This is a genomic window from Streptomyces sp. NPDC053431, assembly GCF_044544925.1.
Taxonomy (GTDB): Bacteria; Actinomycetota; Actinomycetes; order Streptomycetales; family Streptomycetaceae; genus Streptomyces.
This window is the reverse complement of the sequence record NZ_JBITXX010000009.1, coordinates 183,020-208,849: the sequence shown is the minus strand read 5'-3', so window position 1 is coordinate 208,849 and position 25,830 is coordinate 183,020. Positions and strand designations below refer to the sequence as shown.

The 25,830-nt window shown below is 72.6% G+C and carries 21 protein-coding genes; 8 read left to right on the top strand and 13 right to left on the bottom strand.

The genetic code is table 11. The features are described from left to right. Positions 1 to 38: 38 nt before the first annotated feature. Positions 39 to 1,394, top strand: coding sequence for a hypothetical protein (locus ACIGXE_RS22415; RefSeq protein WP_399749993.1), 1,356 nt, complete (start codon positions 39 to 41; stop codon positions 1,392 to 1,394). Positions 1,395 to 1,406: 12 nt separating this feature from the next. Here ACIGXE_RS22415 and dnaN read toward each other — a convergent pair whose 3' ends face one another. Next, positions 1,407 to 2,525 (bottom strand): DNA polymerase III subunit beta, encoded by a 1,119-nt coding sequence (dnaN, locus tag ACIGXE_RS22410; RefSeq protein WP_399749991.1) that lies wholly within the window; start codon positions 2,523 to 2,525, stop codon positions 1,407 to 1,409. 10 nt (positions 2,526 to 2,535) lie between these two features. Further along, the gene (locus ACIGXE_RS22405; protein WP_399749989.1) at positions 2,536 to 3,120 is read right to left on the bottom strand and encodes a TetR/AcrR family transcriptional regulator; all 585 of its coding nucleotides are present in this window, start codon (positions 3,118 to 3,120) and stop codon (positions 2,536 to 2,538) included. 106 nt (positions 3,121 to 3,226) lie between these two features. Here ACIGXE_RS22405 and ACIGXE_RS22400 point away from each other — a divergent pair, with 106 nt between their 5' ends. Beyond that, complete coding sequence (locus ACIGXE_RS22400; protein WP_399749987.1) at positions 3,227 to 3,676, top strand: DUF4267 domain-containing protein; 450 nt, start codon at positions 3,227 to 3,229, stop codon at positions 3,674 to 3,676. Here ACIGXE_RS22400 and ACIGXE_RS22395 read toward each other — a convergent pair. The 3 genes from ACIGXE_RS22395 to ACIGXE_RS22385 form a co-directional block, all read right to left on the bottom strand. Then, positions 3,662 to 6,181, bottom strand: a complete 2,520-nt coding sequence (locus ACIGXE_RS22395) for a bifunctional polysaccharide deacetylase/glycosyltransferase family 2 protein (RefSeq protein ID WP_399749985.1) — start codon at positions 6,179 to 6,181, stop codon at positions 3,662 to 3,664. The two genes, ACIGXE_RS22400 and ACIGXE_RS22395, sit on opposite strands and share 15 nt — an antisense overlap. Positions 6,182 to 6,470: 289 nt before the next feature. Further along, on the bottom strand, positions 6,471 to 7,037 hold the full coding sequence (locus tag ACIGXE_RS22390) for a hypothetical protein (protein WP_399749983.1): 567 nt from the start codon (positions 7,035 to 7,037) through the stop codon (positions 6,471 to 6,473). Between the two features lie 234 nt (positions 7,038 to 7,271). Beyond that, positions 7,272 to 7,883, bottom strand: a complete 612-nt coding sequence (locus ACIGXE_RS22385) for a YceI family protein (protein ID WP_399749981.1) — start codon at positions 7,881 to 7,883, stop codon at positions 7,272 to 7,274. 252 nt (positions 7,884 to 8,135) lie between these two features. Between ACIGXE_RS22385 and ACIGXE_RS22380 the strand changes: the two genes are divergently transcribed. From ACIGXE_RS22380 to ACIGXE_RS22360, 5 genes are all read left to right on the top strand, one after another. Then, positions 8,136 to 8,645 (top strand): hypothetical protein, encoded by a 510-nt coding sequence (locus ACIGXE_RS22380; RefSeq protein ID WP_399749980.1) that lies wholly within the window; start codon positions 8,136 to 8,138, stop codon positions 8,643 to 8,645. Positions 8,646 to 8,803: 158 nt separating this feature from the next. Continuing rightward, on the top strand, positions 8,804 to 11,128 hold the full coding sequence (locus tag ACIGXE_RS22375) for a polysaccharide lyase 8 family protein (RefSeq protein ID WP_399749978.1): 2,325 nt from the start codon (positions 8,804 to 8,806) through the stop codon (positions 11,126 to 11,128). A 143-nt stretch (positions 11,129 to 11,271) separates the two neighbouring features. Further along, entirely contained in the window at positions 11,272 to 12,855 is a 1,584-nt protein-coding gene (locus ACIGXE_RS22370; protein WP_399749976.1) for an acyl-CoA carboxylase subunit beta, read from the top strand. 15 nt (positions 12,856 to 12,870) lie between these two features. Further along, a complete protein-coding gene (locus tag ACIGXE_RS22365; protein WP_399749974.1) occupies positions 12,871 to 13,071 on the top strand; it encodes an acyl-CoA carboxylase subunit epsilon in 201 nt (66 codons plus the stop codon). Positions 13,072 to 13,151: 80 nt separating this feature from the next. Next, positions 13,152 to 14,360, top strand: a complete 1,209-nt coding sequence (locus tag ACIGXE_RS22360; protein WP_399749972.1) for a hypothetical protein — start codon at positions 13,152 to 13,154, stop codon at positions 14,358 to 14,360. A gap of 130 nt (positions 14,361 to 14,490) precedes the next feature. Here the strand turns inward: ACIGXE_RS22360 and ACIGXE_RS22355 are convergent, their stop codons facing one another. The 8 genes from ACIGXE_RS22355 to ACIGXE_RS22320 all read right to left on the bottom strand — a co-directional run bounded on the left by ACIGXE_RS22355 (position 14,491) and on the right by ACIGXE_RS22320 (position 25,030). Continuing rightward, positions 14,491 to 15,072, bottom strand: a complete 582-nt coding sequence (locus tag ACIGXE_RS22355; RefSeq protein WP_399749970.1) for a GTP-binding protein — start codon at positions 15,070 to 15,072, stop codon at positions 14,491 to 14,493. Then, positions 15,053 to 15,613, bottom strand: coding sequence for a DUF742 domain-containing protein (locus ACIGXE_RS22350; protein WP_399749968.1), 561 nt, complete (start codon positions 15,611 to 15,613; stop codon positions 15,053 to 15,055). Before ACIGXE_RS22350 ends, ACIGXE_RS22355 begins: the two co-directional genes overlap by 20 nt. A gap of 93 nt (positions 15,614 to 15,706) precedes the next feature. Further along, positions 15,707 to 16,120: a roadblock/LC7 domain-containing protein gene (locus tag ACIGXE_RS22345; protein WP_128978734.1), complete on the bottom strand. Its 414-nt coding sequence runs from the start codon at positions 16,118 to 16,120 to the stop codon at positions 15,707 to 15,709. A gap of 10 nt (positions 16,121 to 16,130) precedes the next feature. Beyond that, the gene (locus tag ACIGXE_RS22340; RefSeq protein WP_399749966.1) at positions 16,131 to 19,337 is read right to left on the bottom strand and encodes a nitrate- and nitrite sensing domain-containing protein; all 3,207 of its coding nucleotides are present in this window, start codon (positions 19,335 to 19,337) and stop codon (positions 16,131 to 16,133) included. 352 nt (positions 19,338 to 19,689) lie between these two features. Continuing rightward, positions 19,690 to 20,280 carry a GTP-binding protein gene (locus ACIGXE_RS22335; RefSeq protein ID WP_399749964.1) on the bottom strand — a complete coding sequence of 197 codons (591 nt, stop codon included), beginning with the start codon at positions 20,278 to 20,280 and terminating at the stop codon, positions 19,690 to 19,692. Continuing rightward, positions 20,261 to 20,668 carry a DUF742 domain-containing protein gene (locus ACIGXE_RS22330; protein ID WP_128978535.1) on the bottom strand — a complete coding sequence of 136 codons (408 nt, stop codon included), beginning with the start codon at positions 20,666 to 20,668 and terminating at the stop codon, positions 20,261 to 20,263. Before ACIGXE_RS22330 ends, ACIGXE_RS22335 begins: the two co-directional genes overlap by 20 nt. 168 nt (positions 20,669 to 20,836) lie before the next feature. Then, positions 20,837 to 21,250, bottom strand: a complete 414-nt coding sequence (locus tag ACIGXE_RS22325) for a roadblock/LC7 domain-containing protein (RefSeq protein ID WP_030496942.1) — start codon at positions 21,248 to 21,250, stop codon at positions 20,837 to 20,839. Positions 21,251 to 21,259: 9 nt separating this feature from the next. After that, the gene (locus ACIGXE_RS22320; protein ID WP_399749962.1) at positions 21,260 to 25,030 is read right to left on the bottom strand and encodes a nitrate- and nitrite sensing domain-containing protein; all 3,771 of its coding nucleotides are present in this window, start codon (positions 25,028 to 25,030) and stop codon (positions 21,260 to 21,262) included. Between the two features lie 586 nt (positions 25,031 to 25,616). Between ACIGXE_RS22320 and ACIGXE_RS22315 the strand changes: the two genes are divergently transcribed. Further along, positions 25,617 to 25,805, top strand: a complete 189-nt coding sequence (locus ACIGXE_RS22315) for a hypothetical protein (RefSeq protein ID WP_399749959.1) — start codon at positions 25,617 to 25,619, stop codon at positions 25,803 to 25,805. Positions 25,806 to 25,830 lie beyond the last annotated feature (25 nt).

Below are 25,830 nucleotides of genomic sequence, written 5' to 3'. Positions count from 1 at the left end.
TATGTCTCGTTCGGTGCTGTTTCGGGTAGCGTCGAACCATGAGGACCAGGGCGATATCCGTGTGGCCGGCCCTCGTCGGCCTCGCGCTCATGCTGCTCCTGGTCCTGGCCCCGTCCGTGGGGGCCAGGGCCACGGGCGTACCCGACGTGGCCGCCGCCCTGAAACAGGGCCCGGTCTACGTCGACCCAGGCGCCGCCGCGCAGCTCTCGACGGCCGACGCGGCCGCCCTCGCGCAGAAGATCAAGAATGCCGACAAGCCGCTGTTCGTCGCCGTTCTGCCCGCGAACGCGCAGTTCCCGCCCGAGAACCTGCTGCGCAACCTGCGCACCCAGACCGGCATCACGGGGCTCTACGCGGTCCGCCTCGGCAACGGCTTCGACGCGGGCGCCGACCGTTCGGTGATGTCCCGCGACGCCGTGGACAACCTCGTCACCTCCGTACGGCAGCCCGGGGTGGACGCGAAGACCGAGCTCGACAACTTCGTCGACCAGGCCCTGCCCGCCATGCGCGGCTCCGCCCCGGCCTCCTGGGGCGCGGTCGGCACCGGCTCGGACGTCCCGGTCGGCGGACTGATCACCCTCGGCGCGGTCGTGGTGGCCGCCGGCGCCGGCGCCTACACGGTCGTCCGGCAGAAGAGGCGCCGCCGGGAGGCCGAGGAGCGCGAGGCCCTCGAACGCCTGCGGGTCGTCGTCGACGAGGACATCACCGCCTTCGGCGAGGAGCTGGAGCGGCTGGACTTCCACCCGGCCGAGGCCGGCGCCGACGACGCCATGCGCGGCGACTACGAGCGCGCCCTCGACGCGTACGACCGGGCCAAGTCCCTGATGGGCTCGGCCACCCGCCCGCACGACGTGCGCGGGGTCACCCAGGCCCTGGAGGACGGCCGCTTCTCGCTCGCCGTGCTGGCCGCCCGCCGCGAGGGCCGGGCGCTGCCCGAGCGGCGCCCGCCCTGCTTCTTCGACCCGCGCCACGGCCCCGCCACCGAGGACCGCAGCTGGGCCCCGGCCGGCGGGCCGCCGCGGGAGATCCCGGTCTGCGCCGCCGACGCCGCCCGCCTGGACGACGGGCTCGACCCGGTGGCCCGTACCGTCGAGACCGCCGGCGGCCGCCGCCCGTACTGGGAGGCGGGGCCCGCGTACGGCCCCTGGGCCGGCGGCTACTTCGGCGGCGGCATGCTGCCCGGCCTGCTCGTGGGCACCCTGCTCGGCTCGGCGCTCTCCACCCCGGCCTACGCCGCCGAGTACGGCGGCGGGGACTTCCAGGACTTCCAGGGCGGTGACTTCTCCGGGGCCGACTTCAGCTCCGGCGACTTCGGGTCGAACGACTTCGGCGGCTTCGACGGGGGCGGCGGTTTCGACGGCGGTGGAGGCTTCGACGGCGGCGGCGGCTTCTGAGTCCCGTCCGGCTCAGACCAGGGGCTTCACCGACATCAGCAGATGGCGGTGGGTCCCGGCCCCGCCGTCGAGGGAGTCCGTGAGCAGGGCCCGCTGCCCGGGACCGAGCAGCCGCAGAGCGATCTCCGGCGCGTCGAACGAGCCGAGCGCGTCCAGCAGATAGCCCGGGTTGAAGGCCACCGTCACCGACGCGGCGCCGGTCAGCGTGGCGGGGAGCCGCTGCGAGGCCACGTCGTCCTCGTATCCGGCCTGCAGATGGACACCGCTCCCGTCGAAGGCCAGCTGGACGGGGCTGTCGCCCTCCGCGACCACCGCGACCCGCTTCACCGCCTCCAGGAGCGGGGCCCGCTCGGTGACCGCCACCGCGTGCTCCCCGAGCGCGAAGAGCTTGTCGTGCCGGGGCAGGCGTCCGTCGATGAGCCGCGTGGTGGTGCGGCAGGACAGGCTCTCGAAGCCGATGGAGCCCGCGTCCAGGGCCAGCCGCACGGTGCCCGCGCCCGCGTGCGAGCGGGCGATCTCGGTGAGCCGGCGGGCCGGCACCACCACGTCGACGGGGGCCGCGGCGCCCTCGGCGGAGGCCTCGGGCCGCCACTCCAGCGTGCGCACCGCGTACCGGTAGCGGTCGGTCGCGGCGAGCGTCATCGTCGTGCCGTCCAGGCCGAGCCGTATCCCGGTGAGCACCGGCAGCGAGTCGTCCCGGCCGGCCGCCACCGCCACGTGCCCGACGGCCGCCGCGAACGCGTCCGCGTCCACCTCGCCGCGCCGCGCGGGCAGCGCGGGCTGGGCCGGGTAGTCGTCGAGGGGCAGCAGCGAGAGGCCGAAACGGGCCTCGCCGCCGGTCACCGAGAGCCGGGCCCCGTCGACGGCGCAGGCCACGGGTCCGTGCGGCAGCACCTTGCAGATGTCGAGCAGCCGCCGCCCGAGCACCAGGACCCGGCCGTCCCGCAGGGTGTCGGCGGCCACCTCGATCCGGGCCGAGGCCTCGTAGTCGAGACCGGAGACGCGCAGCCGGCCGTCCGCCGCCTCCAGGAGCAGCCCGCCGAGGACGGGGACGGGGGAGCGGGCGGGCAGCACCCGGGCGGCCCAGGCCACGGCCTCGGTCAACTCGCCGCTGTCGATACGGAATTCCATGCCGCCGACGCTAGCGACCACCACTGACAATCGCGCCGACCAGCAGTTCCAGGCGCCCTTCGGCGAGTTCGGGGCGGAGCCGGCTGCTGCCGTCGAGGGTGGCGAGCCCGTGCAGGGCGCTCCAGGTGAGCTCGGCGAGCGTGTCGGGGTCGCGACCTCCCGCGAGCGGACCGACCGTCAGGAGGAACTCGGCGAAGGCGGCCTTCAGGACCTCCGGGGTGTTCTCGGTGGCGAACTCGAGTGCGCTGCGCCGCACGAACATCGCTTCGTAGAGGGCGGGTTGGGCGCGGGCGAAGTCCAGGTAGGCGCGCGCGAGAGCGGTGAGGGCGGCGGCCGGGCCGGCGGCATCGGCCCGGGCGGCCCGCAGGACGCCGGTCAGCTCCTCGACGCCCTCGAGGGCGACCGCCGCGACGATCGCGTCCTTGCCCGCGAAGTGGCTGTAGAGGACGGGCTGGCTGTAGGCGACGGCCTCGGACAGCCGGCGGGTGGTGACGGCCTCCCAGCCCTCGCGCTCGGCCAGCTCGCGGGCGGCCCCGACGATCAGCCGGTGGCGTTCTGCTCGTTCGCGCTCACGGCGCTGCTGCGGTGCGGACATACGAGAACGCTAGCACTGCTAGACAACGGAGCGCAGCTAGGTCTAGCGTTGCTATCAGTCCTAGCGCCGCTAGAAAGTCTCGCTGTAGCGATCCCAGGGGGTACCCATGTCCGCAGCGTCCGCCGTCCTCCCGCACCGCCGCCCGCTAGCCCACCGCGCCGCCACCGTCCTGTCGGTCCTCCTCGGCCTCGCCTGCCTATGGTTCGGTTTCGACTTCACGGTCCTCCCCGAGACCGCCGCCGCCGGCTTCGGCATCCCGTCCTGGCCGGACGGGCAGGCCGCGGGCTACTTCGGCGTCAAGGCCGCCCGCGACTTCGCCAACGGGGCCGTGATCCTCACCCTGCTCGCCCTCGGGCGGCGGCGCTCGCTCGCCTGGGTGATGCTGCTCCTGGCGATCGTCCCCTTCGGCGACGCGCTCGCCGTGCTCGGCCACGGCGGCAGCTACGCGGCGGCCCTCGGCATCCACGCGGCGACCGGGGTCGTCGTCGTCCTGACCGCCGCGCTCCTCTTCGTCACCAGCCGCGACGTCACGCGGAGCGCCTCACAGACGCGATGACGGCGGCCACGGACCGGCGGGGCCGGCGGCCCTCCGGTCCCCGTACGCCTGGTCCTGCGCGAACGCCTGGTCCTGTGTGTACCCCTGGTCCTGCGCGTACCCCTGATCGTGCCCGTACCGCTGGTCCTGTGTGTACCCCTGGTCGTGCTCGTACCCCTGGCCCTGTGCGTATCCCTGGCCCTGGGCATACCGCTGGTCGTGCCCGTGCCGCTGGCCGTGGCCGGGGGCCTGCCCGTACTCGTACGCGTGTCCGTATGAGGACCCGTCGTCGTGCCGGAGCCCGCCGTCGTACCCGCGCCCGTCGTCGTACGCGTTCCCGTCGTCGTACGTGTGCCCCGTGCGCTGCGCGGGGACGGGGGGCGCGGGTTCGGCCGGCGTCACCGGCACCTGGAGGCTCCCGTAGCGTTCCATCCGCTGCCAGCGCAGCCGGGACCCGGCGAGCGCCGTGAAGACGGACTGGATCACGACCAGGTACATCAACTGGCGGTAGACGAACTGCTGGAGCGGCAGGCTCCACAGCGGTCCCGGGCGCTCGCCGTCCAGGCGGAAGGCGTACAGGCCCATCAGCACCTGGACGAACAGGAAGCCCACCCACAGGCCCAGGATGCGCACCGGGTCGAGGAAGACCAGGCCGTAGACGGCGAAGACGTCGACGACGGGCGCGAGGAGGGGCAGCAACACCTGGAACATCAGCAGGTAGAGCAGACCGCGCCGGCCGAGCTTGCCCGCCTGGCCGCGCTGGACGAGCGCGCCGCGGTGCTTCCACATGGCCTGCAGGGTGCCGTAGCACCAGCGGTAGCGCTGCTTCCACAGGGCGCCGAGGGAGGCCGGCGCCTCGGTCCACGCCTTGGCCCGCTCCTCGTAGACCACCCGCCAGCCGTCCCGGCACAGGGCCATGGTGAGGTCGGTGTCCTCGGCGAGGGTGATGTCGCTGACGCCTCCGACCCGCAGCAGCGCCTCGCGGCGGAACGCGCCCACGGCTCCGGGCACGGTGGGCATGCACTCGGCGAGGTCGAAGAGCCGGCGGTCGAGGTTGAAGCCGACCACGTACTCGATGTGCTGCCAGCGCCCGAGCAGCCCGCCCCGGTTGACCACCTTGGCGTTGCCCGAGACGGCGCCGACCCGGCGGTCGGCGAAGGGCTGGACGATCATGCGTACCGCGTCCGGCTCGAAGACGGTGTCCCCGTCCACCATGACCAGCAGCTCGCAGGAGGCCGCGGCGATACCGGTGTTGAGGGCGGCCGGCTTGCCCGCGTTCTGCTGCCGGATGACCCGTACGCCGGGCAGCCGCAGGGCCTCGACGATGTCGGCGGTGCCGTCCGTGGACCCGTCGTCGACGACGATGACCTCCACGGGATGGTCGGAGGCCAGCAGGGAGCGGACGGCCGCCTCGATGCCCGCGCTCTCGTTGTACGCGGGGACGATCACGCTCACCGGTTCGGTGACCGGCTGCCCCCACGGCCGGCGGCGCTTGCGCACGTGGCGCCGGGCGGCGACGAGGACGGCGAGCGCGCGCAGCACGCTGATCGCGCCCGCGGCGTACAGCAGCCAGGACAGCATGTTCACGACCCAGCCGCTGGCCCGGATCGCCGCGATCAGGGCCGAGCCCTGCCACTCGTTCGCCGTCGTCGCGGGCTGCTCCGCCGTGGGCAGGGCCACCGCCTCGCCGACGGTGGTGAACCGCCGGCCGTCCGCCTTCAGCCGGGGCAGCAGCCGTTCGAGCGCGGCGACCGTCTGCGACCGGTCCCCGCCGGCGTCGTGCAGCAGGACGATCTGGCCCGCGGCGCCCTTGGGCGTGGCTCCGGCGACGATCCGGTCGACACCGGGGCGCCGCCAGTCCTCGCTGTCCTGGGTCGTCAGGACGGTCAGATACCCCTCCTGCCCGGCCTGCACGACGGTGTCCCAGTCGGCGTCCGAGAGCGCGGGGTTCGTGGACGAGTACGGGGGCCGCAGCAGCGGTGTGGTGACTCCGGTGGCACCGGCGACGACGAGCTGCGTCTGGCGCAGTTCCAGCGAGCGCCGCCAGGGGGAGGCGGCGCCGAGGTCGGTGTGGGTGAAGCTGTGGAGTCCGATCTGGTGGCCCTCCGCCACGATCCGGCGGGCCAGCTCCGGGTGCTCGGCGACCCGGGTGCCGACGGTGAAGAAGGTGGCGTGCACCTGGTGGCGCCGCAGCACGTCCAGGATCCTGGGGGTCCACACCGGATCGGGGCCGTCGTCGAAGGTCAGGGAGACCGTGCGGTCCAGCGGGCGGATGGCCCGGCCCGACGCCCCTTCGATCACCGGCCCCCCGGAGGTGATCCGGGCCGGCACGGAGGTGGCCGCCCGTCGCTCCCGGGGTGCCGAGTCCGGGGTCTGGTCGAACAGGTGCTGGGTCCAGCCCTGGACGAGCAGGGCCGCCGAGAGGGTGAGCACGAGGGTGGTCAGCAGCAGCCAGTGCGTGCGCAGGGGGACGGTGCGGACCGAGCTGTGTCGGCCGCGGGCCCGGCGGCCGGAGTTCTTCGACAAGGAGCGGGATTCCTGCCTGGTGCGGGGGACTGCGACGGGGTGCGCCGGTGGGGCGCGGCGAGGAGGGAGGGGGGTAGGGAGGCGAGCGGCGGGCTCACGGACCGGCGAGGGGGGAGGGAGGCGAGCGGCGGGCTCCCGGACCGGTGCGGGGGTAGGGGGGCGAGCGGCGGGCTCACGGACGGACCGGTGCGGGGGGAAGGAGGCGAGCGGCGGGCTCACGGACCGGTGCGGGGCGATGGGCGGTCTCGTGGACCGGCGCCGGGCCCGCCCGGTGTGCCGGAAGGCGGCCCTAGGGGTGGCTGGTGGGCTTGCCGCCGCCCTGGCCGGGCGGGGCGGTGGGCTTGCCGGCGCCCGCGCCCGGCGGCGTCGGCTTGCTGGTCGCCCCCGCGGTGGCCGTCGGCGCGGTGGTCCGGCCCGACGCCGGCGGGGTGGTGGACGCCCGCCCCGCGGCCGGGGTCGTGGCACCGGGGGTGGGAGAGGCCGCCGTGTCCCCGCCGGTGGTGGAGTCGGGGCGGGGCGCGCCGCTCGTCGCGGACCGGGTGGCGTCGGCGGAGGTCGGCGCCGGGCCCGGAGCCGGGGTCTGCGGGGCGCGGGCGGAGGGCAGGAACGGCGCCTGGACGGTCGGACCGCCCAGCAGGGCGCTGACGAGCAGGGCGACGTAGCCGACGGCCGGCACCACGAGGAGATAGCCCCAACGGCGGAGGCGGCGCTGCCTGCGCCCGGAGGTGTCCACGAAGACGGGGCTGGGCTCGGGGGCCCCCGCCGCCGGCCCGGGCCGCGTCGCACCGCCGGCAGCCGCGTCGGGGAGGAAGAGCTCCACGGTGTCGTCGTGCAGGGGGGCGGGGTGAGGGTGCATGTGGGGGCGGCCTCTGGGGATCGGGGACATGCGGTCGTCTCATGCCCTACAGCGTCGGCGAACCCGTTCTCGTCACTGCCGGAGCCCCGGCCGCGCCTTTCGCGAGCCGAGGGGATCACCTCCCGGAGAGTCCCGGGACGCCGAGCGCCCGCCTTCCGCGGGTGCGGAGAGGCGGGCGCGCTCGTGGGGGACGTGCCGGGCGGGATCAGCCCCGTCGGTCCGGCGTCGGAAGGCTCAGGCGGCGTTCTTGATCGCGGAGATGTCGAAGTTCAGCTTGACCTTGTCGCTGACCATGACGCCGCCGGTCTCCAGGGCCGCGTTCCAGGTCAGGCCCCACTCGGAGCGCAGGATCTCGGCGGAGCCCTCGAAGCCGACCCGCTCGTTGCCGTAGACGTCGGTGGCGGTGCCGTTGAACTCCAGGTCGATGGAGAGCGGCTTGGTGACGTCCTTGATGGTCAGGTCGCCCTTGATCCGGTACTTGTCGCCGCCCAGCTGCTCGGCCTCCGTGGAGCGGAAGCTCATCAGCGGGAACTGCTCGGCGTCGAAGAAGTCGCCGCTGCGCAGGTGCCCGTCACGGTCGGCGATGCCGGTGTCGATGGAGGCGATCTTCACGTCGATGGCGGCGGAGGAGGCGGCCGGGTTCGAGCCGTCCAGCTTCAGCGTGCCCTCGTGCTCGGCGAAGGAGCCGCGGACGTTGGTGACCATCGCGTGGCGGACGGTGAAGCCGATGCTGCTGTGGGCGGGGTCGATCGCGTAGTCGCCGGTCAGGGCGGCCAGGGCCGGGTCGACCGGGAGGGTGGCGACGGCGACGGCGGACTCGTTGTTCTTGCGGTTGAAGAGACCCATGACTGCTCCTTGGGGACGGGGCGCGGCGGGGGATTCCGCGCTTTGTTGAAGGTTCAACGAGAACGACCATAGACCTATTCCGTTCAAGTTTCAACATCTTTGGTCCGTCGCGTCGCGATGTTCACCAGAACGGCTCCGCCCGGTTCGCCGACGCCCTCTGGCGAACGCGCGTAGACATGCGCCACCATCTCCGGCGAGCACCACCTGCACAGCCGTCCCCGTCCGTACGCACGGTCACCAGCAGGAGGCACTGTGAAGCTCCGCCCCGTCCTCACCGCACTCGCCCTGGTCCTCGGCGCCCTCTTCGCCCCCGGCTTCGGCGTCCTCTCCACGGCCACCGACGCCCACGCCGTCACCAAGATCAGCCACGCCACCGCGACCTCGATGTTCCGCGAGGTCGGCATCACCTGGTCCTCGTCCGGCAACTGCTCGGACCGCTACAACTCCACCTGCACGTCCTTCGAGCAGCTCAACCTCGCCACCGCCCAGGGCGCCCAGACCCTCAAGCGGGCCAGCGGCTGCGCCCTGAACATCACCGGTGGCACCGAGACCGGTCACGCGAGCGGCACCTACTCGCACTGGAACGGCTACAAGCTCGACTACAGCAAGTACACCTGCGTCGGGAACTACATCAAGAACACGTTCACCTACATCGGCCTGCGCGGTGACGGTGCCCCGCAGTGGAAGTCCGGCTCCGGCAACGTCTACGCCGACGAGGGCAGCCACTGGGACGTGACCTACTACAACTGCGGCGGCTGCTGAGCCCCGTAGGCGCCGCCGGGGGCAGGGGAGTGGCCCCGGGGCCGTCATCACAGGGGGAAAGCGCTTTCGGTCGACGCCGTCGTGCTCATTGATTGCGTCGGAGAAGCGGTGCTACACCGGGCGCCGACCGGTCCCACCCCTTCCCCCGGGAGGCTTCCGTGCCCCTTCCCGTCTGGTCCCGCCGCACCTTCCTCGCCGCCGGCTCCGCCGCCGCGGCCGCCCTCGCCCTCGCGCCCCAAGCCCGGGCCGCCGAGGGGGAGTTCGAGACCCTGCGGCGGCGCTGGGTCGACCTCCAGCTCGGCTCCGGCTACGACGCCGGGGCCGAGCCCTACGCCTCCCGGCTGGCCGAGACCGGCGCCCTCGCCCGGGGCTTCCGGAGCGCCATGGCCCCCACCGCCACGTCCCTGTGGCCGGATCACGCCTTCGACCCGCCGGCCGGGATCACCCAGAGCTACGGCCGCCTGTGGACCATGACCCAGGCCTACCTCCAGGACGGCACCGGCCTCACCGGCGACCCCGCCCTCCTCGCCGACATCCTGCGCGGCCTCGACCACCTCTCCGAGCGGATCTACCACGCGGGCACGGTGCGCTACGGCAACTGGTGGGAGTGGCAGATCGGTTCGCCGCGTCTGCTCATGGACATCGTCGCCGCGCTCCACCCGCTGCTCGGCGCCGACCGGATCGCTGCGGCCTGCGCCGCGGTCGACCACTTCGTCCCGGACAGCGCGCTCGGCGCGTACACCGGCACCTCCACCGGGGCCAACCGCGTCGACCTGTGCCGCTCGGTCGCGCTCCGCGGGGTGGTCGGCGCGAACCCCGCCAAGATCGCCCTCGCCCGGGACGCCCTCTCGCCCGTCTTCCCGTACGTCACCAAGGGCGACGGCCTCTACGCCGACGGCTCCTTCGTCCAGCACACCTGGGTCGCCTACTCGGGCACCTACGGCCAGGTCATGCTGGACGGCCTCGGCCGGCTCTTCACCCTGCTCGCCGGATCCTCCTGGGAGGTCACCGACCCGGGCCGGCAGATCGTCCTCGACAGCGTCGAGCACGCCTACGCGCCCCTGATCCTCGACGGGCTGATGATGGACAGCGTCAACGGGCGCGCCGTCAGCCGCGGTTACCTCAGGAGCGACGAGCGGCGGATCATGCGCTCGGACCACTTCCACGGACAGGGCGTCATCGCCGCCATAGCCCTTCTCGCCGGCGGCGCGAGCCCCGCCGAGCGCGAGCGCTGGCACGCCCGCGTGAAGGGCTGGATCGAGCGCGACACCGTCGCCCCCATCCTCGCCGCCCGGCAGTTCGGCGTCGCCGACCTCGCCCGGCTGCACGCCGTCGCCGCCTCGCCCGTCCCCGCCGCCCCCGAGCCCACCGGACACCGGCTCTTCGCGTCCATGGACCGGGCCGTGCACCGCCGCCCCGGCTGGGCGGCCAACATCTCGATGGCCTCCGAGCGCATCTCCCACTACGAGTGCGGCAACGGCGAGAACCCGCGCGGCTGGCACACCGGCGCCGGAATGCTCTACTGGTGGCCGCGCGGCCAGGGCGGGCAGTACACCGACTGGTTCTGGCCCACCGTCGACCCCTACCGGCTGCCCGGCACCACGGTCTCCACCCGGCGGCTCGCCGACCGGGCCGGCGGCGAGTGGGGCGCGCCCCGGCCGGCCGTGCAGTGGGTCGGCGGCGTCACCGACGGCGAGTTCGCCGCGGTCGGCCAGCACCTCAAGGGCCTCGGCTCCACCCTGGAGGCGCGCAAGTCCTGGTTCTGCGCCGCCGACACCGTGATCTGTCTGGGCGCCGGCATCACCGCCACCGACGGGGTGCCGGTCGAGACGATCGTCGACAACCGGTGCCTCGGCGAGAACGGCACCGCCGCGTTCACCACCGGGCCCGGCTGGGCCCATCTGGCGGGGCACGGCGGCTGGGTCTTCCCCGGCGGTACGGAAGACCTGCGCACCCTGCGCGAGGACCGCACCGGCGCCTGGAGCGACATCAACACCACCAGCTCCACCGAGCGCCGCACCCGCCGCTACCAGACCCTCTGGTTCGACCACGGCACCGATCCGGCGGACGCCTCGTACGCCTATCTGCTCATGCCGGGCGCCGCGCCGCGGACCCTGGCCGCGCGCGCCGCCGACCCGGGCTGGCTGCGTATCCTCGCCAACGGCGCCGACCGGCAGGCCGTGGCCGTCCCGTCCCTCGGACTGACCGCCGCCAACTTCTGGCGGGCCGGCACGGCGGACCGCCTCACCGTCTCCGCGCCCGCGAGCGTCCTGCTGCGGCGCGGCAGGAGCACGGTGACCCTGCGGGCGGGCGAGCCGGCGCGGTCCGGGCAGCCCTTCGAACTGGTCTGGGACCGCCCGGTGAAGGCGGTGCTCGCCCGGGACGCCTCGGTGGAGGTGCTCGCCGCCGGGACCGGCGGGCTGCGGCTGCGGATCACCCCGGGTACCGCGGGCGCCACCCACCGTTGCGATGTGGTTGTGTAGAAAACCTACAATCACCTGGGGTGTCTGGCTGTTGACTCGGCCTGGTGGGGCGAGGCTTCTGTCAAGCCCCACCAGGATTCGACACGCGAACCTGTACGGAGTCGACGGCGGGGTTTTCTTGGGAGAGTTCGTAGGGTCGGTACATGACCGTTGTGGACCAGATCCCGAGCGAGCCCGCTGACGCCCGTGGCCGTGTGGCCGAGCTGCACGAGCTGCGCGAGCAGGCTCGGCGTGGCCCGAGTGACCGAGCGACCGAGGCCCAGCACGCCAAGGGCAAGCTGACTGCTCGCGAGCGCATCGAGCTGCTGCTCGACGCTGGTTCCTTCCAGGAGGTCGAACAGCTGCGCCGGCACCGCGCCGTCGGCTTCGGCCTGGAGGCGAAGAAGCCCTACACCGACGGTGTCATCACCGGCTGGGGCACCGTCGAGGGCCGCACGGTCTTCGTCTACGCGCACGACTTCCGGATCTTCGGCGGCGCCCTGGGCGAGGCCCACGCCACCAAGATCCACAAGATCATGGACATGGCCATCGCGGCCGGTGCCCCGCTGGTCTCCCTGAACGACGGCGCCGGCGCCCGCATCCAGGAGGGCGTCTCCGCCCTCGCCGGCTACGGCGGCATCTTCCAGCGCAACACCAAGGCGTCCGGCGTCATCCCGCAGATCAGCGTGATGCTCGGCCCGTGCGCCGGCGGCGCGGCCTACAGCCCCGCCCTCACCGACTTCGTCTTCATGGTCCGCGAGACCTCCCAGATGTTCATCACCGGCCCGGACGTCGTCAAGGCGGTCACCGGCGAGGAGATCACCCAGAACGGCCTCGGCGGTGCCGACGTGCACGCCGAGACCTCGGGCGTCGCGCACTTCGCGTACGACGACGAGGAGACCTGCATCGCCGAGGTGCGCTACCTCCTGTCGATGCTCCCGCAGAACAACCGCGAGAACCCGCCGGCCGCCCCGTCCGAGGACCCGGCCGACCGCCGCTCGGACGTGCTGCTCGACCTCGTGCCCGCCGACGGCAACCGCCCGTACGACATGCACAAGGTCATCGAGGAGCTCGTCGACGAGGGCGACTACCTGGAGATCCACGAGCGCTGGGCGCGCAACATCATCTGCGCCCTGGCCCGGCTGGACGGCCAGGTCGTCGGCATCGTGGCGAACCAGCCGCAGACCCTCGCCGGTGTCCTGGACATCGAGGCCTCCGAGAAGGCCGCGCGCTTCGTCCAGATGTGCGACGCGTTCAACATCCCGATCATCACCCTTCTGGACGTACCCGGCTTCCTGCCGGGCGTCGACCAGGAGCACGGTGGAATCATCCGGCACGGCGCGAAGCTGCTGTACGCCTACTGCAACGCGACCGTCCCCCGGATCTCGCTGATCCTGCGCAAGGCGTACGGCGGCGCGTACATCGTCATGGACTCCCAGTCCATCGGCGCCGACCTGACGTACGCCTGGCCCACCAACGAAATCGCCGTCATGGGCGCCGAGGGCGCCGCCAACGTCATCTTCCGCAAGCAGATCGCCGATGCCGAGGACCCGGAGGCCATGCGCGCGCGCATGGTCAAGGAGTACAAGGCCGAGCTCATGCACCCGTACTACGCCGCGGAGCGCGGTCTGGTCGACGACGTCATCGACCCGGCCGAGACCCGCGAGGTGCTGATCAAGTCCCTCGCCATGCTCCGCACCAAGCACGCCGACCTGCCGTCCCGCAAGCACGGCAACCCGCCTCAGTAAGAGGAGCCCACCGAAGTGACCACGCCTGCCACAGCCAGTCTTCTCCGCGTCGAGAAGGGCCACGCCGACCCCGAGGAGCTCGCCGCCATCACCGCGGTCCTCCTCGCCCGCGCCGCCGCCCAGCCGGCCGAGCCCGCCCACGACGGCCGCTCCACGGCCCGCTGGCGCCGCCTGGAGCGCGAGAACGGCTTCCGCGCCCCGCACAGCTGGCGCTGACCGAGGCACCCCCGAAGGGCCCCCGCTCCCGCAAGGGAAACCGGGGGCCCTTCGGCGTGCCCGGGACGTAGCATCGCCCGATGCGGAAGATCGACACGCTGATACCGGACCGGGGGCAGCCCGACACCGACGCCCTGCGCGCCCACGACCCCGACGCCCTCGCCCGCTACGTCCTGGACCCCGGCAAGGCCTGGTGGCGCCGCCGGATCTGCGCGCACGCGCTCGCCGGCCGGGTCCCGGAGGCCCGGGTCCCCGGACTCCTCGAACGGATCCGCGACGAGGACGAGACGGCCGAGGTGCGCATCGCGCTCCTCGACCTCCTCCCGGGCCGCACGGAGCTGCTGCCCTGGCTGCGGGAGGTGGAGCGGCGGGGAGAGGACGGGGCGTACGGCGTCGCCGAGGCGGCCCTGAAGGCCCGCGGTCTGCTCGGCGACCGCACGGCCGCCCGCGCCCTGGCCACGCTCGCGGCCTCGCCCTGGCAGGGGAGGCGGGAGACCGGCGAGGCCGGTCTCGACGGCCTCGTGGCGCACCACGGCGCCGACGCGATCCTGGCGGAGCTCGGCGAGGACCGGCCCGAGGACCGCCGCTTCGCGCTCCTGACCCGGCACCGCGCGGGACGGGACGTGCTGCCGTACCTGGCCGACCCCGACCGCGGCGTCGCGCACCTCGCCGAGTCGCTCGTCACGGACCCCGACGGCCTGCGCGCCCTCCTGGCGGAGGCGCCCGGTCCCGAGACCGCCGTGCGGGCCGCCTGCGCCCTCCACCGGCTCACCGGGGACGCGGCGGAGACCCGTCGGATCGACGAGCGGATCGGCCGCCCGCGCACCGGGGTGGAGGGCCTGGACGAGGAACTGCGCCGGGTGATCGTCCACGCGTACGCGCCCTGGTGCGAGCGGCAGAGCGACCCCCGCTGGCGCCTCGAAGCCCTGTGCACCGAGCCGCCCGGCCGCCCGGACCCGGACGGGCAACTGGCGCGTGCGACGGCCGCGTTGACGGCGGCCGGTCTCGCCCCGGGCCCGCCCGTGGCCGCGGGGGACCACCACCAGCAGGGCGAGGGCACCTATCACGTGATCCCGTGCGGCGACGAGGACGTCCGGATCAGTGTCCTCGGGCGCTTCGCGACGGGCCACGACGACCGGCACCCCGCCCGGCGGGCCCTGGAGGAGGCCGGCTTCCGCTGGATCGACGGGGCCACCGGCGGCATCCGCGTCACCGGCCTGTGCGTCTACTACTTCGGCGGACGCGAGCCCCTCGACGTCGACTCCCTGCTCTTCTACTGGCAGGACTGAGCGGGCAGGACCGGGACGACCGGGCCGGGACTGCAGGACCGGGACACCAGGACCCGGACGCCACGACCGGGAAGGCCCCGCGCACCGAACCGGTGCGCGGGGCCTTCCTTCGACGTCGTACCCGTCGGGACTACCGCAGGCGGGCCATGAGGGCGTGCTCGACGAGGGTGATGAGCGCGCTCTTGGCGTCCGCGCGGTGGCGGGCGTCGGTCGTGATGATCGGGGTGTCGGGGCCGATCTGAAGGGCTTCGCGGACCTCGTCCGGGGTGTACGGCTGGTGGCCGTCGAAGCCGTTCAGGGCAATGACGAAGGGGAGGCCCGAGTTCTCGAAGTAGTCGACCGCGGGGAAGCAGTCGGCGAGGCGCCGGGTGTCGACCAGGACGACGGCGCCGATGGCACCGCGCACCAGGTCGTCCCACATGAACCAGAAGCGGTCCTGACCGGGCGTACCGAAGAGGTACAGGATCAGGTCCTGGTCCAGGGTGATACGGCCGAAGTCCATGGCGACAGTCGTCGTCGTCTTGTCGCCGGTGTGGGTGAGGTCGTCGATGCCCGCGGACGCGGACGTCATCACGGCCTCGGTTCGCAGCGGGTTGATCTCCGAGACCGCGCCGACGAACGTGGTCTTGCCCACGCCGAAGCCACCCGCCACCACGATCTTCGCGCTGGTGGTTGAACGGGCCGCGCCGCCGTTAGAGCTTGCGAAGTCCACTGAGCACCCTTTCGAGCAGTGTCACGTCTGGCTGACCGCCGGCGGCCTCGTCGCCGCCGGGCTGGTGGATGGCGACGAGTCCGGCCTCGGCCAGGTCGGCGACGAGAATCCGGGCAACGCCGAGGGGGATGGAGAGAAGGGCCGAGATCTCGGCGACCGACTTGATCTCGAAGCACAGCCGGCAGATCCGCTGGTGCTCGGGCAACTGCCCCTGCAGCCGGGACGGATCGGCCGTCGTGCTGACCAGCGCCTCGATGGCGAGCTGGTAACGCGGGCGGGTCCGGCCGCCGGTCATCGCGTACGGACGGACGAGCGGGTTGTTGCCACCCGAGCCGCCCGCACCGCCCGCGCCCCGCCGGCCGGCGGGCGCGCTCGGCGAACCGGCGTGCATGGGCTGGGTCTGCGGCTGCTGATAGGGCTGCGACACACCCTGTCTGCTCGGCGCGGAGGGAAAGTTGAAGCGGTTCTGCGCGGTGTCGCCCAGCGGCGCCTGATGCGCGTCAAAACCGTTGTAGGGGCTTCCGCCCGGGGGTGTGCCCACGTCTCCTCCTCCGACTGCCTCGCGGCCCCATGTCCCTTGGAACCGCGCCACCGCACCCTACGGTGCGGTGGCGAGAAACGCACTGTCTGTCTGTTAGTTGAGAAGACTTCCCTGAAGTTCCGCCCGCAGGTCGGGAGTCAGGACGCTTCCCGCCCGGTCGACGAGCAGTGCCATCTCGTAGCCCACGAGACCGATGTCGGACTCCGGGTGCGCGAGCACGGCCAGCGAGGAGCCGTCCGAGATCGACATGATGAAGAGGAAGCCGCGCTCCATCTCCACGACGGTCTGGTTGACCGCGCCGCCCTCGAAGATCCGGGACGCGCCCGCGGTCAGCGAGGTCAGTCCGGACGCGACCGCCGCCAGCTGGTCGGCGCGGTCCCGGGGGAAACCCTCGGACATCGCCAGCAGGAGGCCGTCGGCGGAGACCACCACCGTGTGGGACACCCCGGGGGTGTTGTCCACGAAGTTGGTGATCAACCAGTTCAGATTCTGCGCCGCCTGGCTCATCGCGCTCACACTAACGCTCCTGGTTGTAGGTGTTGCCCGGGCCGAGGCCCGATCCGTTCGTGTCCGTTCCCGCGCTGCGTCCCTGCTGGATGCCGCGGCGCAGGTTGCTCAACCTGCCCCGGACGTCCTCGGGTGCGCGGGAGACCTGGGGGCCGCCCTGCGGGGTCTGCTCCGCCGCTCCCTCGACCAGGTTGGCCTTGGGAACCCTTCGCGGAAGGCCGGAGGGGGTGACCCCGCCCGCCTTCGGGTCGCGCAGCTTCTCGGCCCGGGACCAGCGCTCGTCGTTGGCGGAGCGCCATTCACCGGGGCCGTCGGCTTCCTCGACGACCGGTCGCACGGGCTGGGCCGGCGGCGCGGGCTGCTGCGGTGCCTGCGGGGTCTGCGGCGCCTGCGGGGCGACGCTGCCGCGGCGCGGCAGACCGGCGTCGGTCAGCGCGTGGCCGGCGTCCGGGGTGGGACTCGGCGTGGCACCCGGACGGTCGAAGCCTACGCGCTCATGGTCCTGTGCGGGAGCGACCGGGACGGATTCCGATTCCGTCCCGTACTCCTGTGCGTAGCCGTCGCCGTACCCGGTCTGCTGCTGCCAGTCACCCTGGTGGGGCTGGGAATCGTAGCTGTTCTCGTACCCCGCGTGGGTACCCTGGCCGCCGTCGTACGCGGCTTCCGCATACGCCTGCTGCGGGTAGCCGGCGGTGGGCTGCTCGTAGCCCTCGTACCCCTGCTGCGGGTAGCCGTACGCGTCCTGCCCCTGCGGGTAGTCCTGCGTGTAGTCGGCGTACTCGGCGGCGTACTCCTGCTCGTTCTCCTGCTGTACGTACGCCTGCTGCGCGTGTCCGGTCCGGTCCGGCTCGTCCTGGTACAGCGGCTCTTCGCCACCGTGGTGGGCCTGGGCCTCCAGGGCCGCCCGGCGCTCCTCGCGCATCAGCGAGCGGTTCACCGGGTCGAGCTGGCGGTCGTCGGCCGGCTGCTCGTAGCGCGAGTCGTCGAAGCCGAGCTCCGCCGCGGTGCGCATCGGCTGGGCCTGCGGCTCGAACGCGGTCTGCGCCTGCTGCGGGATCATCTGCGAGACGGTGAAGTCGTCGTGCATCGGCTGCTCGCCGCCACCGCCGTGCGTGATCGCGTCCGGCAGCATGACCAGCGAGGTGGTGCCGGCCTGCTCGCCGGAGGGGCGCAGCTGGACGCGGATGCCGTGCCGGTCGGCGAGCCGGCCGACCACGAAGAGGCCCATGCGCTGCGAGACGGCGGCGTCCACGGTCGGCGGGTTGGCCAGCTTGTGGTTGATGTCCGCGAAGTCCTCGGCGGTGAGGCCGATGCCCTTGTCGTGGATCTCGACCATGACGCGGCCGTCGGGAAGACGGGTCGCGGTGACGCGGACCTTGGTCTGCGGGGAGGAGAACGTGGTGGCGTTCTCCAGGAGCTCGGCGAGCAGGTGCACGAGGTCGGTCACGGCCTGGCCGTGGATGTCGGCCTCGGGGACGCCGGCGATGTCGATGCGCTCGTACTGCTCCACCTCGGAGGCGGCGGCGCGCATGACGTCGACCAGCGGGACCGGCTGGTCCCAGCGGCGGCCCGGCTCCTCGCCGGCGAGGACGAGGAGGTTCTCGCCGTTGCGGCGCATACGGGTGGCCAGGTGGTCCAGGCGGAAGAGGTTCTCCAGCTGGTCCGGGTCGGCCTCGTTGTTCTCCAGGTCGGTGATGAGGGTCAGCTGGCCCTCGATCAGCGACTGGTTGCGGCGCGAGAGGTTCGTGAAGATCGCGTTGACGTTGCCCCGGAGCATGGCCTGCTCGGCGGCGAGCCGGACGGCCTCGCGGTGCACCTGGTCGAAGGCGCGGGCGACCTCGCCGATCTCGTCCTGGGAGTCGATCGGGATGGGCTGCACGCGGGTGTCGACCCGGCCGGGCTCGGTACGGGACAGCTGGTCGACGAGCATCGGCAGGCGCTGCTCGGCGATGCCGAAGGCGGCGGTGCGCAGCTCGCGCATCGAGCGGCTCATCTGGCGGGCCATCATGCCGGCCAGGATGAAGGCGGCGAGCAGGGCGACGACGACGATGCCACCGATGACCCAGGCGTCGGTCTTGGCCTCCCCGGAGATGTCGGCGGCCTCGGTCACGGCCTTCTCGACGAGCTCCTTCTCGACCTCGGTGTAGCCGTCGAACTTGGCGGTGGCGACGGCGGCCCAGGTCTCGGCGGTGATGCCCTGCTGCTTCAGGTCGGCGAGGGCGTCGGCGTCCTTGGCGGAGCCGATGGCCTGCGCGACGCCGGCGTAGACGGAGGAGTCCTTGCCGCCGCCCTTGGGCAGCTCGATGCCCAGCGCCGCCATCTTCTTGGAGCCCTCGGCGGCCTTGCCCGCCATGACCTGCTGGAGCCGCTCCACGTCGGCCTGGGTGCCACCCGACTGGTACTCGCCGAGGGCGATCTGCTCCAGATAGTTGTACGAGTTGAACGCAACCGACTGCTGCGCGAAGACGTCGTCCTTCTTGCTGGGGCGGATCAGCAGCTGGGTGCCGATCGAACGCTGCAGGGACTCGGCGGCCTTCGCGAGCTGGATCGCGTAGACGGTACGGCCGTAGCTGGTGATGTTGCCGGTGCCCAGCCCGAGCTCGTTGGAGAACTCCATCAGGTAGTGCTGGACCTCGGTGTACCCGAGCTGGGTGTTCACCGGGTCGAGGGAGCGGGTGTAGGCGACCTTGCGCAGCGCCGTGAGCTTGGGCTCGGCGTTGCGGAAGAGGCCGAGGCGGCGCTCGAGGCCCTGCCCGCTCGGCATGTTCTTGACGGCCTCGTCGAACTTGAGCTTGGCGGCGTCGGTGGCGGCGTAGGCCTGGGTGACCTCGTCGCTCTCGCGGTCCGCGGGCGTCTTGGCCTTGAGGAGGGGAGCGGCGGTGAGGTCACGCTCGTTGAGCAGCGCCTGGCCGTAGTCCGAGGCGGCGCGCACGATGAGCGCCGTCTTCTCGGCGTCCTGCGCCTCCTGCCAGGTGTCGATGGCGGCCTTCACCTGGAAGCCGCCCATGACGAGGCCGACGAGCACGGGTATGAGGAGGATGGCGTTCAGCCGGGTGGGCACGCGCCAGTTGCGCGGGGCCAGCTTGCTGGAGCTGCCCTTGCGTACCGGGGCCGGCGGCGTCACGGGCTCGTCCGCGTGCGGGATCACCGCGCGGGACGGCGGCGTGAAGTTGCCCCGCGTCTGCTGCTCCGCGGAGCTTTCCTTGCTTCGCCTCACTCGACCAACAACCTCTCGGCGTCGGCACCTACGTCGTGCCGGGTGTTTCGTTCAGGGCCGTACTACTCGGGAGTTCATGAATTCCAGCACGTGAAGGGGGTCCCTTCCAAACAGTGCGAAGCAGCCGGTTTCTGGGCCTCACGTGCGCGATAAAACGGGCATAAAGAGCGAGCCCCGCCAAAAAGCGGGGCTCATGTGAGCGCAGCGGCACCGATCGGATGCGTCGGGTGTCCGAGGCGCCCCAATTCTCTGTCGAAACGTTATGAACCTGGGGGCGGCCGTGTCGAAGGACACAGACCGCCCCCAAAACCTCTACGACAACTGCCGTATATCGACTTCTACTTGATGTGTACTACTTCAGACGCGCCATGAGGGCGTGCTCGACGAGGGTGATGAGCGCGCTCTTGGCGTCCGCGCGGTGCCGCGCGTCGGTCGTGATGATCGGGGTGTCGGGCCCGATCTGGAGCGCTTCGCGCACCTCGTCCGGCGCGTACGGCTGGGCGCCGTCGAAACCGTTCAGGGCGATCACGAAGGGGAGGCCCGAGTTCTCGAAGTAGTCGACGGCCGGGAAGCAGTCGGCGAGGCGCCGGGTGTCGACCAGGACGACGGCGCCGATGGCACCGCGTACCAGGTCGTCCCACATGAACCAGAAGCGGTCCTGACCGGGCGTACCGAAGAGGTACAGGATCAGGTCCTGGTCCAGGGTGATACGGCCGAAGTCCATCGCCACCGTGGTGGTCGACTTCCCCCCGGTGTGCGTCAGATCGTCGATGCCCGCCGAGGCCGCCGTCATCACGGCCTCGGTCCGCAGCGGATTGATCTCGGATACCGCACCCACGAACGTGGTCTTGCCCACGCCGAAGCCGCCCGCCACCACGATCTTCGCGCTGGTGGTGGAACGACCCGCAGGAGCGGAGCCGCTGCTAGAGCTTGCGAAGTCCACTGAGCACCCTTTCGAGCAGTGTCACGTCCGGCGTGCCGCCGGCCTCTCCGTTACCCGGCTGGTGGATGGCCACCATGCCCGCCTCGGCCAGGTCGGCCACCAGGATGCGGGCGACACCGAGCGGCATCGACAGCAGCGCCGAGACCTCGGCCACCGACTTCACCTCACGGCACAGGTGGCAGATCCGCTGGTGCTCGGGGAGCAGGGTGGCCAGGTGCGCCGGGTCGGCCGTGGTGCTGACCAGGGCCTCGATGGCGAGCTGGTAGCGCGGCCGGGTCCGGCCGCCGGTCATCGCGTACGGACGGACCAGCGGCTGGTCGCCCTCAGCTCCGTAGCCGTCGTCTATCGACGCGCCGTACGGATCGTGAGAGGCGGGGGGCGGGGTCATGAATCCTCCGGGCGTGACAGCAGAGACTTCTGCCGTCTGATGGGGCCGGTGGGGGGCCGGGTGGGGCGGCCGGACGGTGAACGGTCCAGGTCGGTGCGGAGGGGCGCACCGACCCTTGCGTGTCGGTTCGGGTGACGCGACGCGCGTACGGGACGCGGTCGCACGGGACTAGTGGAGCAGGCTGCCCTGGAGCTCGGCCCGCAGATCCGGGGTGAGCACGCTGCCCGCCCGGTCCACGAGGAGCGCCATCTCGTAGCCCACGAGGCCGATGTCGCACTCCGGGTGCGCGAGCACGGCCAGCGAGGAGCCGTCCGAGACGGACATCAGGAAGAGGAAGCCGCGCTCCATCTCCACGACGGTCTGGGCGACGGGTCCGCCCTCGAAGATCCGGGACGCCCCCGCGGTCAGCGAGGTCAGTCCGGACGCGACCGCCGCCAGTTGGTCGGCACGGTCACGGGGGAACCCTTCGGACATGGCAAGGAGCAGTCCGTCGGCGGAGACCACCACCGTGTGGGACACCCCGGGGGTGTTGTCCACGAAGTTGGTGATCAACCAGTTCAGATTCTGCGCCGCCTGGCTCATCGCGCTCAACTAACGCTCCTGCTGCTGGGTCGGACCGACATGGAAGGAACCCGTGGTGGAGTTGCCCGCCTGACGGCCCTGCTGGATACCGCGACGCAGATTGGTGAGTCGGCCGCGGACGTCGTCGGGTGCGCGGGACACCTGGGGGCCGGCCGTGTTGGCCTGCTCCTGGGCGGTCCCGGGCACGAGGTTGGCCCGCGGCACGCGCCGCGGAAGCCCGGAGGTGGTGACACCGCCGGCCGCGGGCTTGCGCACCCGCTCGGCCTGGCGCACCAGCTCGTCGTTGGGCGAGGTCCGCCAGGCGGCCCCGCCGTTCTGCCGGCCGGCGTCGGGCTGCTGCGGAGCCGTCGTGCCGGGGCGCTGGGGAGCGGTCGTCCCGGGCCGCTGCGGGGCGGACGTGCCGGGTCGCTGCGGAGCCGTCGTGCCGGGTCGCTGCGCCACCACCGGGGTCTGCATGGTGCGCTCGACGTCCGGGACGCCCTGGGCCGGAGGCTGCTGGGGGCCGTGTCCCTGGTGCGCGGCCGGGGCGGGCGCCTGGCCCTGCTCCTGGCGGAACCAGTTGGTCTCCAGCGTGTCGTACAGCGGGGTACGCCCATCACCGGAGCCCGGCGCCGCCGGCAGTGCCTCCGGCTGACGCGGCTGCTGGAGCTGCGGCTGCTGGGGCTGCTGCGGCTGCTGCGCGGCGCGCTGACGCGGAGCCGGCGCCTGCTGCTGGGCCTGCTGGCCCTGCTGGCCCTGCTGCGGGGCCTGCGCCTGCGGGACGAACGGCTGGTGACCGTACGCCTGCTGCTGCGGGGCCTGCTGCTGGGCCTGCTGCGGCTGGCCGAAGTCCGGCCGCGGGAACTGCGCGGTGGACGCCGGGTCCTGGAAGCCGCCCTGGTAGCCCTGCGGGGCCATGGGCTGCGGGGCCTGCTGCGGCGTACCGAAGTCCGGGCGCGGGAACTGGCCCGTGGAACCGGGGCCGTCGGGCTGCGCGTAGCGGCCCGTGTTCTCCGGCTCCTCGTGACCGCGCGGCGCGTCGAGCGGCGTCATGTCCTGCTGCGGCCGGCGGACCGGCTGCGCCTGCTCGTTGCCCCAGCTGGTGGCCTGCGGTCGCTGCGGGTGCTGCGGCTGCGGGGTGCCACCGGGGAGCTCGGCACGCGGGAAGTCGTCCTGCGGGGCCTGCGGGGCCGGGCCGCCCTGGCCGCCCCAGACGTCCGTACGGGACGGGATCGCGCTCTGCGCGCCGCCGACGAAGCCGCCGGGCGCCCCGGCACCGGGGCCCGGACGCTGCTGCTCCTGCGGAACGGGCGGGAGCTGCGCGGTCTGCGGAGCCTGCGCCTGGGCGGGCGCGGGGGCCTGCGAGGAGCGCTCCTGGAAGAGGTTGGGGCCGCTCTGACCGGCACCGCCCTGGCCCTGCGGGCCGTTCGGGGCGCCGTCCCGGGCCGGGAGCGCGCCGCGGGCACCGGCGGCGGCACCGAGCCGGCCGCCGGGCGCGGACGGGGCACCGCCCGGACGCCCGCCGGGGCCACCGGCCGCGCCGGGGCCGCCGGTGAGCCGGCCGCCCGGGGCGCCGGCGCCCTGCGGCACCGCACCCTGGCCGCCCGCACCGGGCTTCGGCGCGGGCTTCTTGCCGCCGTGGGCGACGTCGACCGGGAGCATGACGAGCGCCGTGGTGCCGCCCGAGTCGGACGGGCGCAGCTGGATCCGGATGCCGTGTCGCAGGGACAGGCGGCCGACCACGAACAGACCCATGCGGCGGGAGACCGAGACGTCCACGGTGGGCGGCGAGGCGAGCCGCTCGTTGATCGCGGCCAGGTCCTCGGGGGAGAGGCCGATGCCGGTGTCGTGGATCTCGACCAGGACGCGGCCGTCGGGCAGGGCGTGACCGGTGACGCGGACCTTGGTCTGCGGCGAGGAGAACGAGGTGGCGTTCTCCAGCAGCTCGGCGAGCAGGTGCACGAGGTCGTTGACGACGCGGCCGGCGACGTCCGTCGCGGGGACGGCGGCCAGCTCGATGCGCTCGTACTGCTCCACCTCGGAGGCGGCGGCGCGCAGCACGTCGACCAGCGGGACCGGGCGGGTCCAGCGGCGGCCCGGCTCCTCACCGGCGAGGACGAGGAGGTTCTCGCCGTTACGGCGCATGCGGGTCGCGAGGTGGTCGAGCTTGAACAGCGAGGACAGCTGGTCCGGGTCGGCCTCGCGGGACTCCAGCTCGGAGATGAGCGAGAGCTGACGCTGGATGAGGCCCTGGGAGCGGCGCGAGAGGTTGGTGAACATCGCGTTGACGTTGCCCCGGAGGAGGGCCTGCTCGGCGGCGAGGCGGACGGCCTCGCGGTGCACGTCGTCGAAGGCCGCGGCCACCTGGCCGATCTCGTCCCGGGAGTGCACACCGACGGACTCGACGGAGGTGTCGACGTCCTGCGGGTCGGACTCGGAGAGCTGCTTGACGAGCTCGGGCAGACGTTCCTGGGCGACCTTGGTGGCCGTGTCCTGGAGCCGGCGCAGCGAGCGGATCATGGACCGGGCCACGACGAAGGCGCCGACGAGGGAGACGCCGAGGACGAGGAGGATCAGCGCACCGTTGATGATGGCGTCGCGCTGCGACTCCTGGCGCAGCTCACGGGCCTTGGTCTCCATCTCGCCCAGCAGCGTGGCCTCGATGGTCTTCATGGCACGCATCTTGGTGCCGTACTCGTCGGTGAAGTTGAGGTGACCGCGCTTGACGTCCGGCAGGCCGCGGTCGGACTTCAGCATCCGCTCGGCGTAGTTGTCGGCCGCCTCGATCGACGGGTTGCCGTTGGTCAGCGAGGCGGTGAGCTCCTCGGCGTCGCCGCCGGACGACTCGTAGATCGCCCGGAAGGACTTGAACTCGTCGTTCTCACTGGTCTGCGCGGCCTCGCCGTAGAGCCGGTCGCCGAGCTGGAGGGTGGCCGCGCGGCTGTCGTTCGGGGGCAGCGCGGCGGCGATGATCGCCTGCTGGATGGAGGCGTACTCCTTGGCGGACGAGAACGCGGCGAGCGCGCGGGTCCGCTTGATCATCTCCGGGTTGCTGGTGGCCTGGGCCATGTCCTGGGACAGGCTGAGCAGGGACCGGATGAGACGGCTGTACGCCTCGACCGTCACCGAGTGGGCGATGTTCTTCTTGTACGCGTCGATGCGGATGGTGTTCAGCTGGTTGACCTGCGCGGCGATCTGGCTGACGTTCTGCCGGATGCTGCGGAGCGACTCGTCGTTCTCGGTCGTCGGGATGCCGTTGGTGGCGTCGAGGAAGGCCTTGTACGCGCGGTCGGCCTTCTTGCGCGGGTTGGCGACCTGGTAGTCGCTGGGCGAGTTGCCGTTGGCGAGCGGACCGGCGGAGAGGTCGCGCTCCTCCTGGAGGGCCTCCGCGAAGTTGGTGGCCTCCTTGGTCAGCTTGGTGAGCAGCTGCATGTTGTCCAGCTGCTCCATGTCCTTCAAGGACTCGCTGATACGGATGCCACCGAGGCTGGTCGCCGCGACCACGGGGAGGGTCAGCAGGGCGACGAGGCGGGTGGAGATACGCCAGTTGCGCAGGGCTATTCGAGGCCCGACCTGGTTCTCGGACTTGAGCTTGGGCAGCGGGGCGTGCTCGGCCGCGGCGTCGGCGGCGGTCCCGCGCGCGGCGGCGTCGCCGCCGTCGCCCTTCCCGTTGTTCTGGGGGTGCGAGGCCGGGGAACCGTGGTGGGTCCCGGCACGCGGCTCCTGCTCCGCCGGAGCTTCCCCTCGGCCCTTTCGGGCCTGGGAAGAGCCCGTGCCATCCCTCTTGAAACGTCCCTGCACTAGCGTCGCAACCTCTGGACCAGGCGTCCTTCCGGGTGAACGGAGAGGACGGTGTCGGCTTCGTGGGGCGCAGGTGCGCCCCAGTGGTGGTCGTCGGTGACCGGCGCAGATCCCCCCTGTCTCCCGCCACTCGGCCGGCGCTGCGTTGCGCCCCCTGCGCGCCGGCCTGAAACCCGCGACGGTGCGTGGAATTCCAGCACAGTGCCGGATCTCCAACAAGGGCCGCGGGGCGCGTCGCGAAGGGGATGACAACGCGTGAACGACGTGTCACCCCATGTAGAAGATGATCACGGGCGAATCGGGCGTATCTCCCCGAAAGGGCAGGAGGGGAGGGGTGTCCCAGTCGCCATGATCAGGAGCGGAATGGAGCATTCAGTAGCGGAATGTCCGTTTCGGTAACCCCGCATGGCGGTGCGTAATGCCCGGATTGTTCCCGGAGTGGTGAGCAAACTCACACGTAGTTCGTTGGATCCGCCGTGCAATCGAAGGGAATTGCATGTTTAGCCTGACGCTTTGACAAGATGGGGCGCTCTGCCTACGCGGCCGCGTGGGCGCCCCCCACCGCAGACAAGGGTCCGACACCGCGATGAAGACGACGTCCGTACTCCGCACCACGGCCAACCCCCGCCGCTCCACCCTCGTCCACCTGGCGGACGCCGCGCAGCTGGACCGGGGCGCCCGGCCCGAGTACGCCGCCGAGCTCCCCGGCAGCACCGCCAACCCGCGCCGCACCGTGCTCATGACGGCCCCCGCGCCGTACCGCCCCGCCGAGTAGTACCGGCGGCCGCGCCCCCCTGCCG

What these genes read in the sequence shown, in the direction of transcription:
- ACIGXE_RS22415 (WP_399749993.1), top strand. Translation starts at nt 39, where the DNA reads ATGAGGACCAGGGCGATATCCGTGTGGCCGGCCCTCGTCGGCCTCGCG.
- ACIGXE_RS22325 (WP_030496942.1), bottom strand. Translation starts at nt 21,250, where the DNA reads ATGAGCCAGGCGGCGCAGAATCTGAACTGGTTGATCACCAACTTCGTG.
- ACIGXE_RS22360 (WP_399749972.1), top strand. Translation starts at nt 13,152, where the DNA reads ATGCGGAAGATCGACACGCTGATACCGGACCGGGGGCAGCCCGACACC.
- dnaN (WP_399749991.1), bottom strand. Translation starts at nt 2,525, where the DNA reads ATGGAATTCCGTATCGACAGCGGCGAGTTGACCGAGGCCGTGGCCTGG.
- ACIGXE_RS22390 (WP_399749983.1), bottom strand. Translation starts at nt 7,037, where the DNA reads ATGCACCCTCACCCCGCCCCCCTGCACGACGACACCGTGGAGCTCTTC.
- ACIGXE_RS22405 (WP_399749989.1), bottom strand. Translation starts at nt 3,120, where the DNA reads ATGTCCGCACCGCAGCAGCGCCGTGAGCGCGAACGAGCAGAACGCCAC.
- ACIGXE_RS22370 (WP_399749976.1), top strand. Translation starts at nt 11,272, where the DNA reads ATGACCGTTGTGGACCAGATCCCGAGCGAGCCCGCTGACGCCCGTGGC.
- ACIGXE_RS22330 (WP_128978535.1), bottom strand. Translation starts at nt 20,668, where the DNA reads ATGACCCCGCCCCCCGCCTCTCACGATCCGTACGGCGCGTCGATAGAC.
- ACIGXE_RS22400 (WP_399749987.1), top strand. Translation starts at nt 3,227, where the DNA reads ATGTCCGCAGCGTCCGCCGTCCTCCCGCACCGCCGCCCGCTAGCCCAC.
- ACIGXE_RS22385 (WP_399749981.1), bottom strand. Translation starts at nt 7,883, where the DNA reads ATGGGTCTCTTCAACCGCAAGAACAACGAGTCCGCCGTCGCCGTCGCC.
- ACIGXE_RS22345 (WP_128978734.1), bottom strand. Translation starts at nt 16,120, where the DNA reads ATGAGCCAGGCGGCGCAGAATCTGAACTGGTTGATCACCAACTTCGTG.
- ACIGXE_RS22315 (WP_399749959.1), top strand. Translation starts at nt 25,617, where the DNA reads ATGAAGACGACGTCCGTACTCCGCACCACGGCCAACCCCCGCCGCTCC.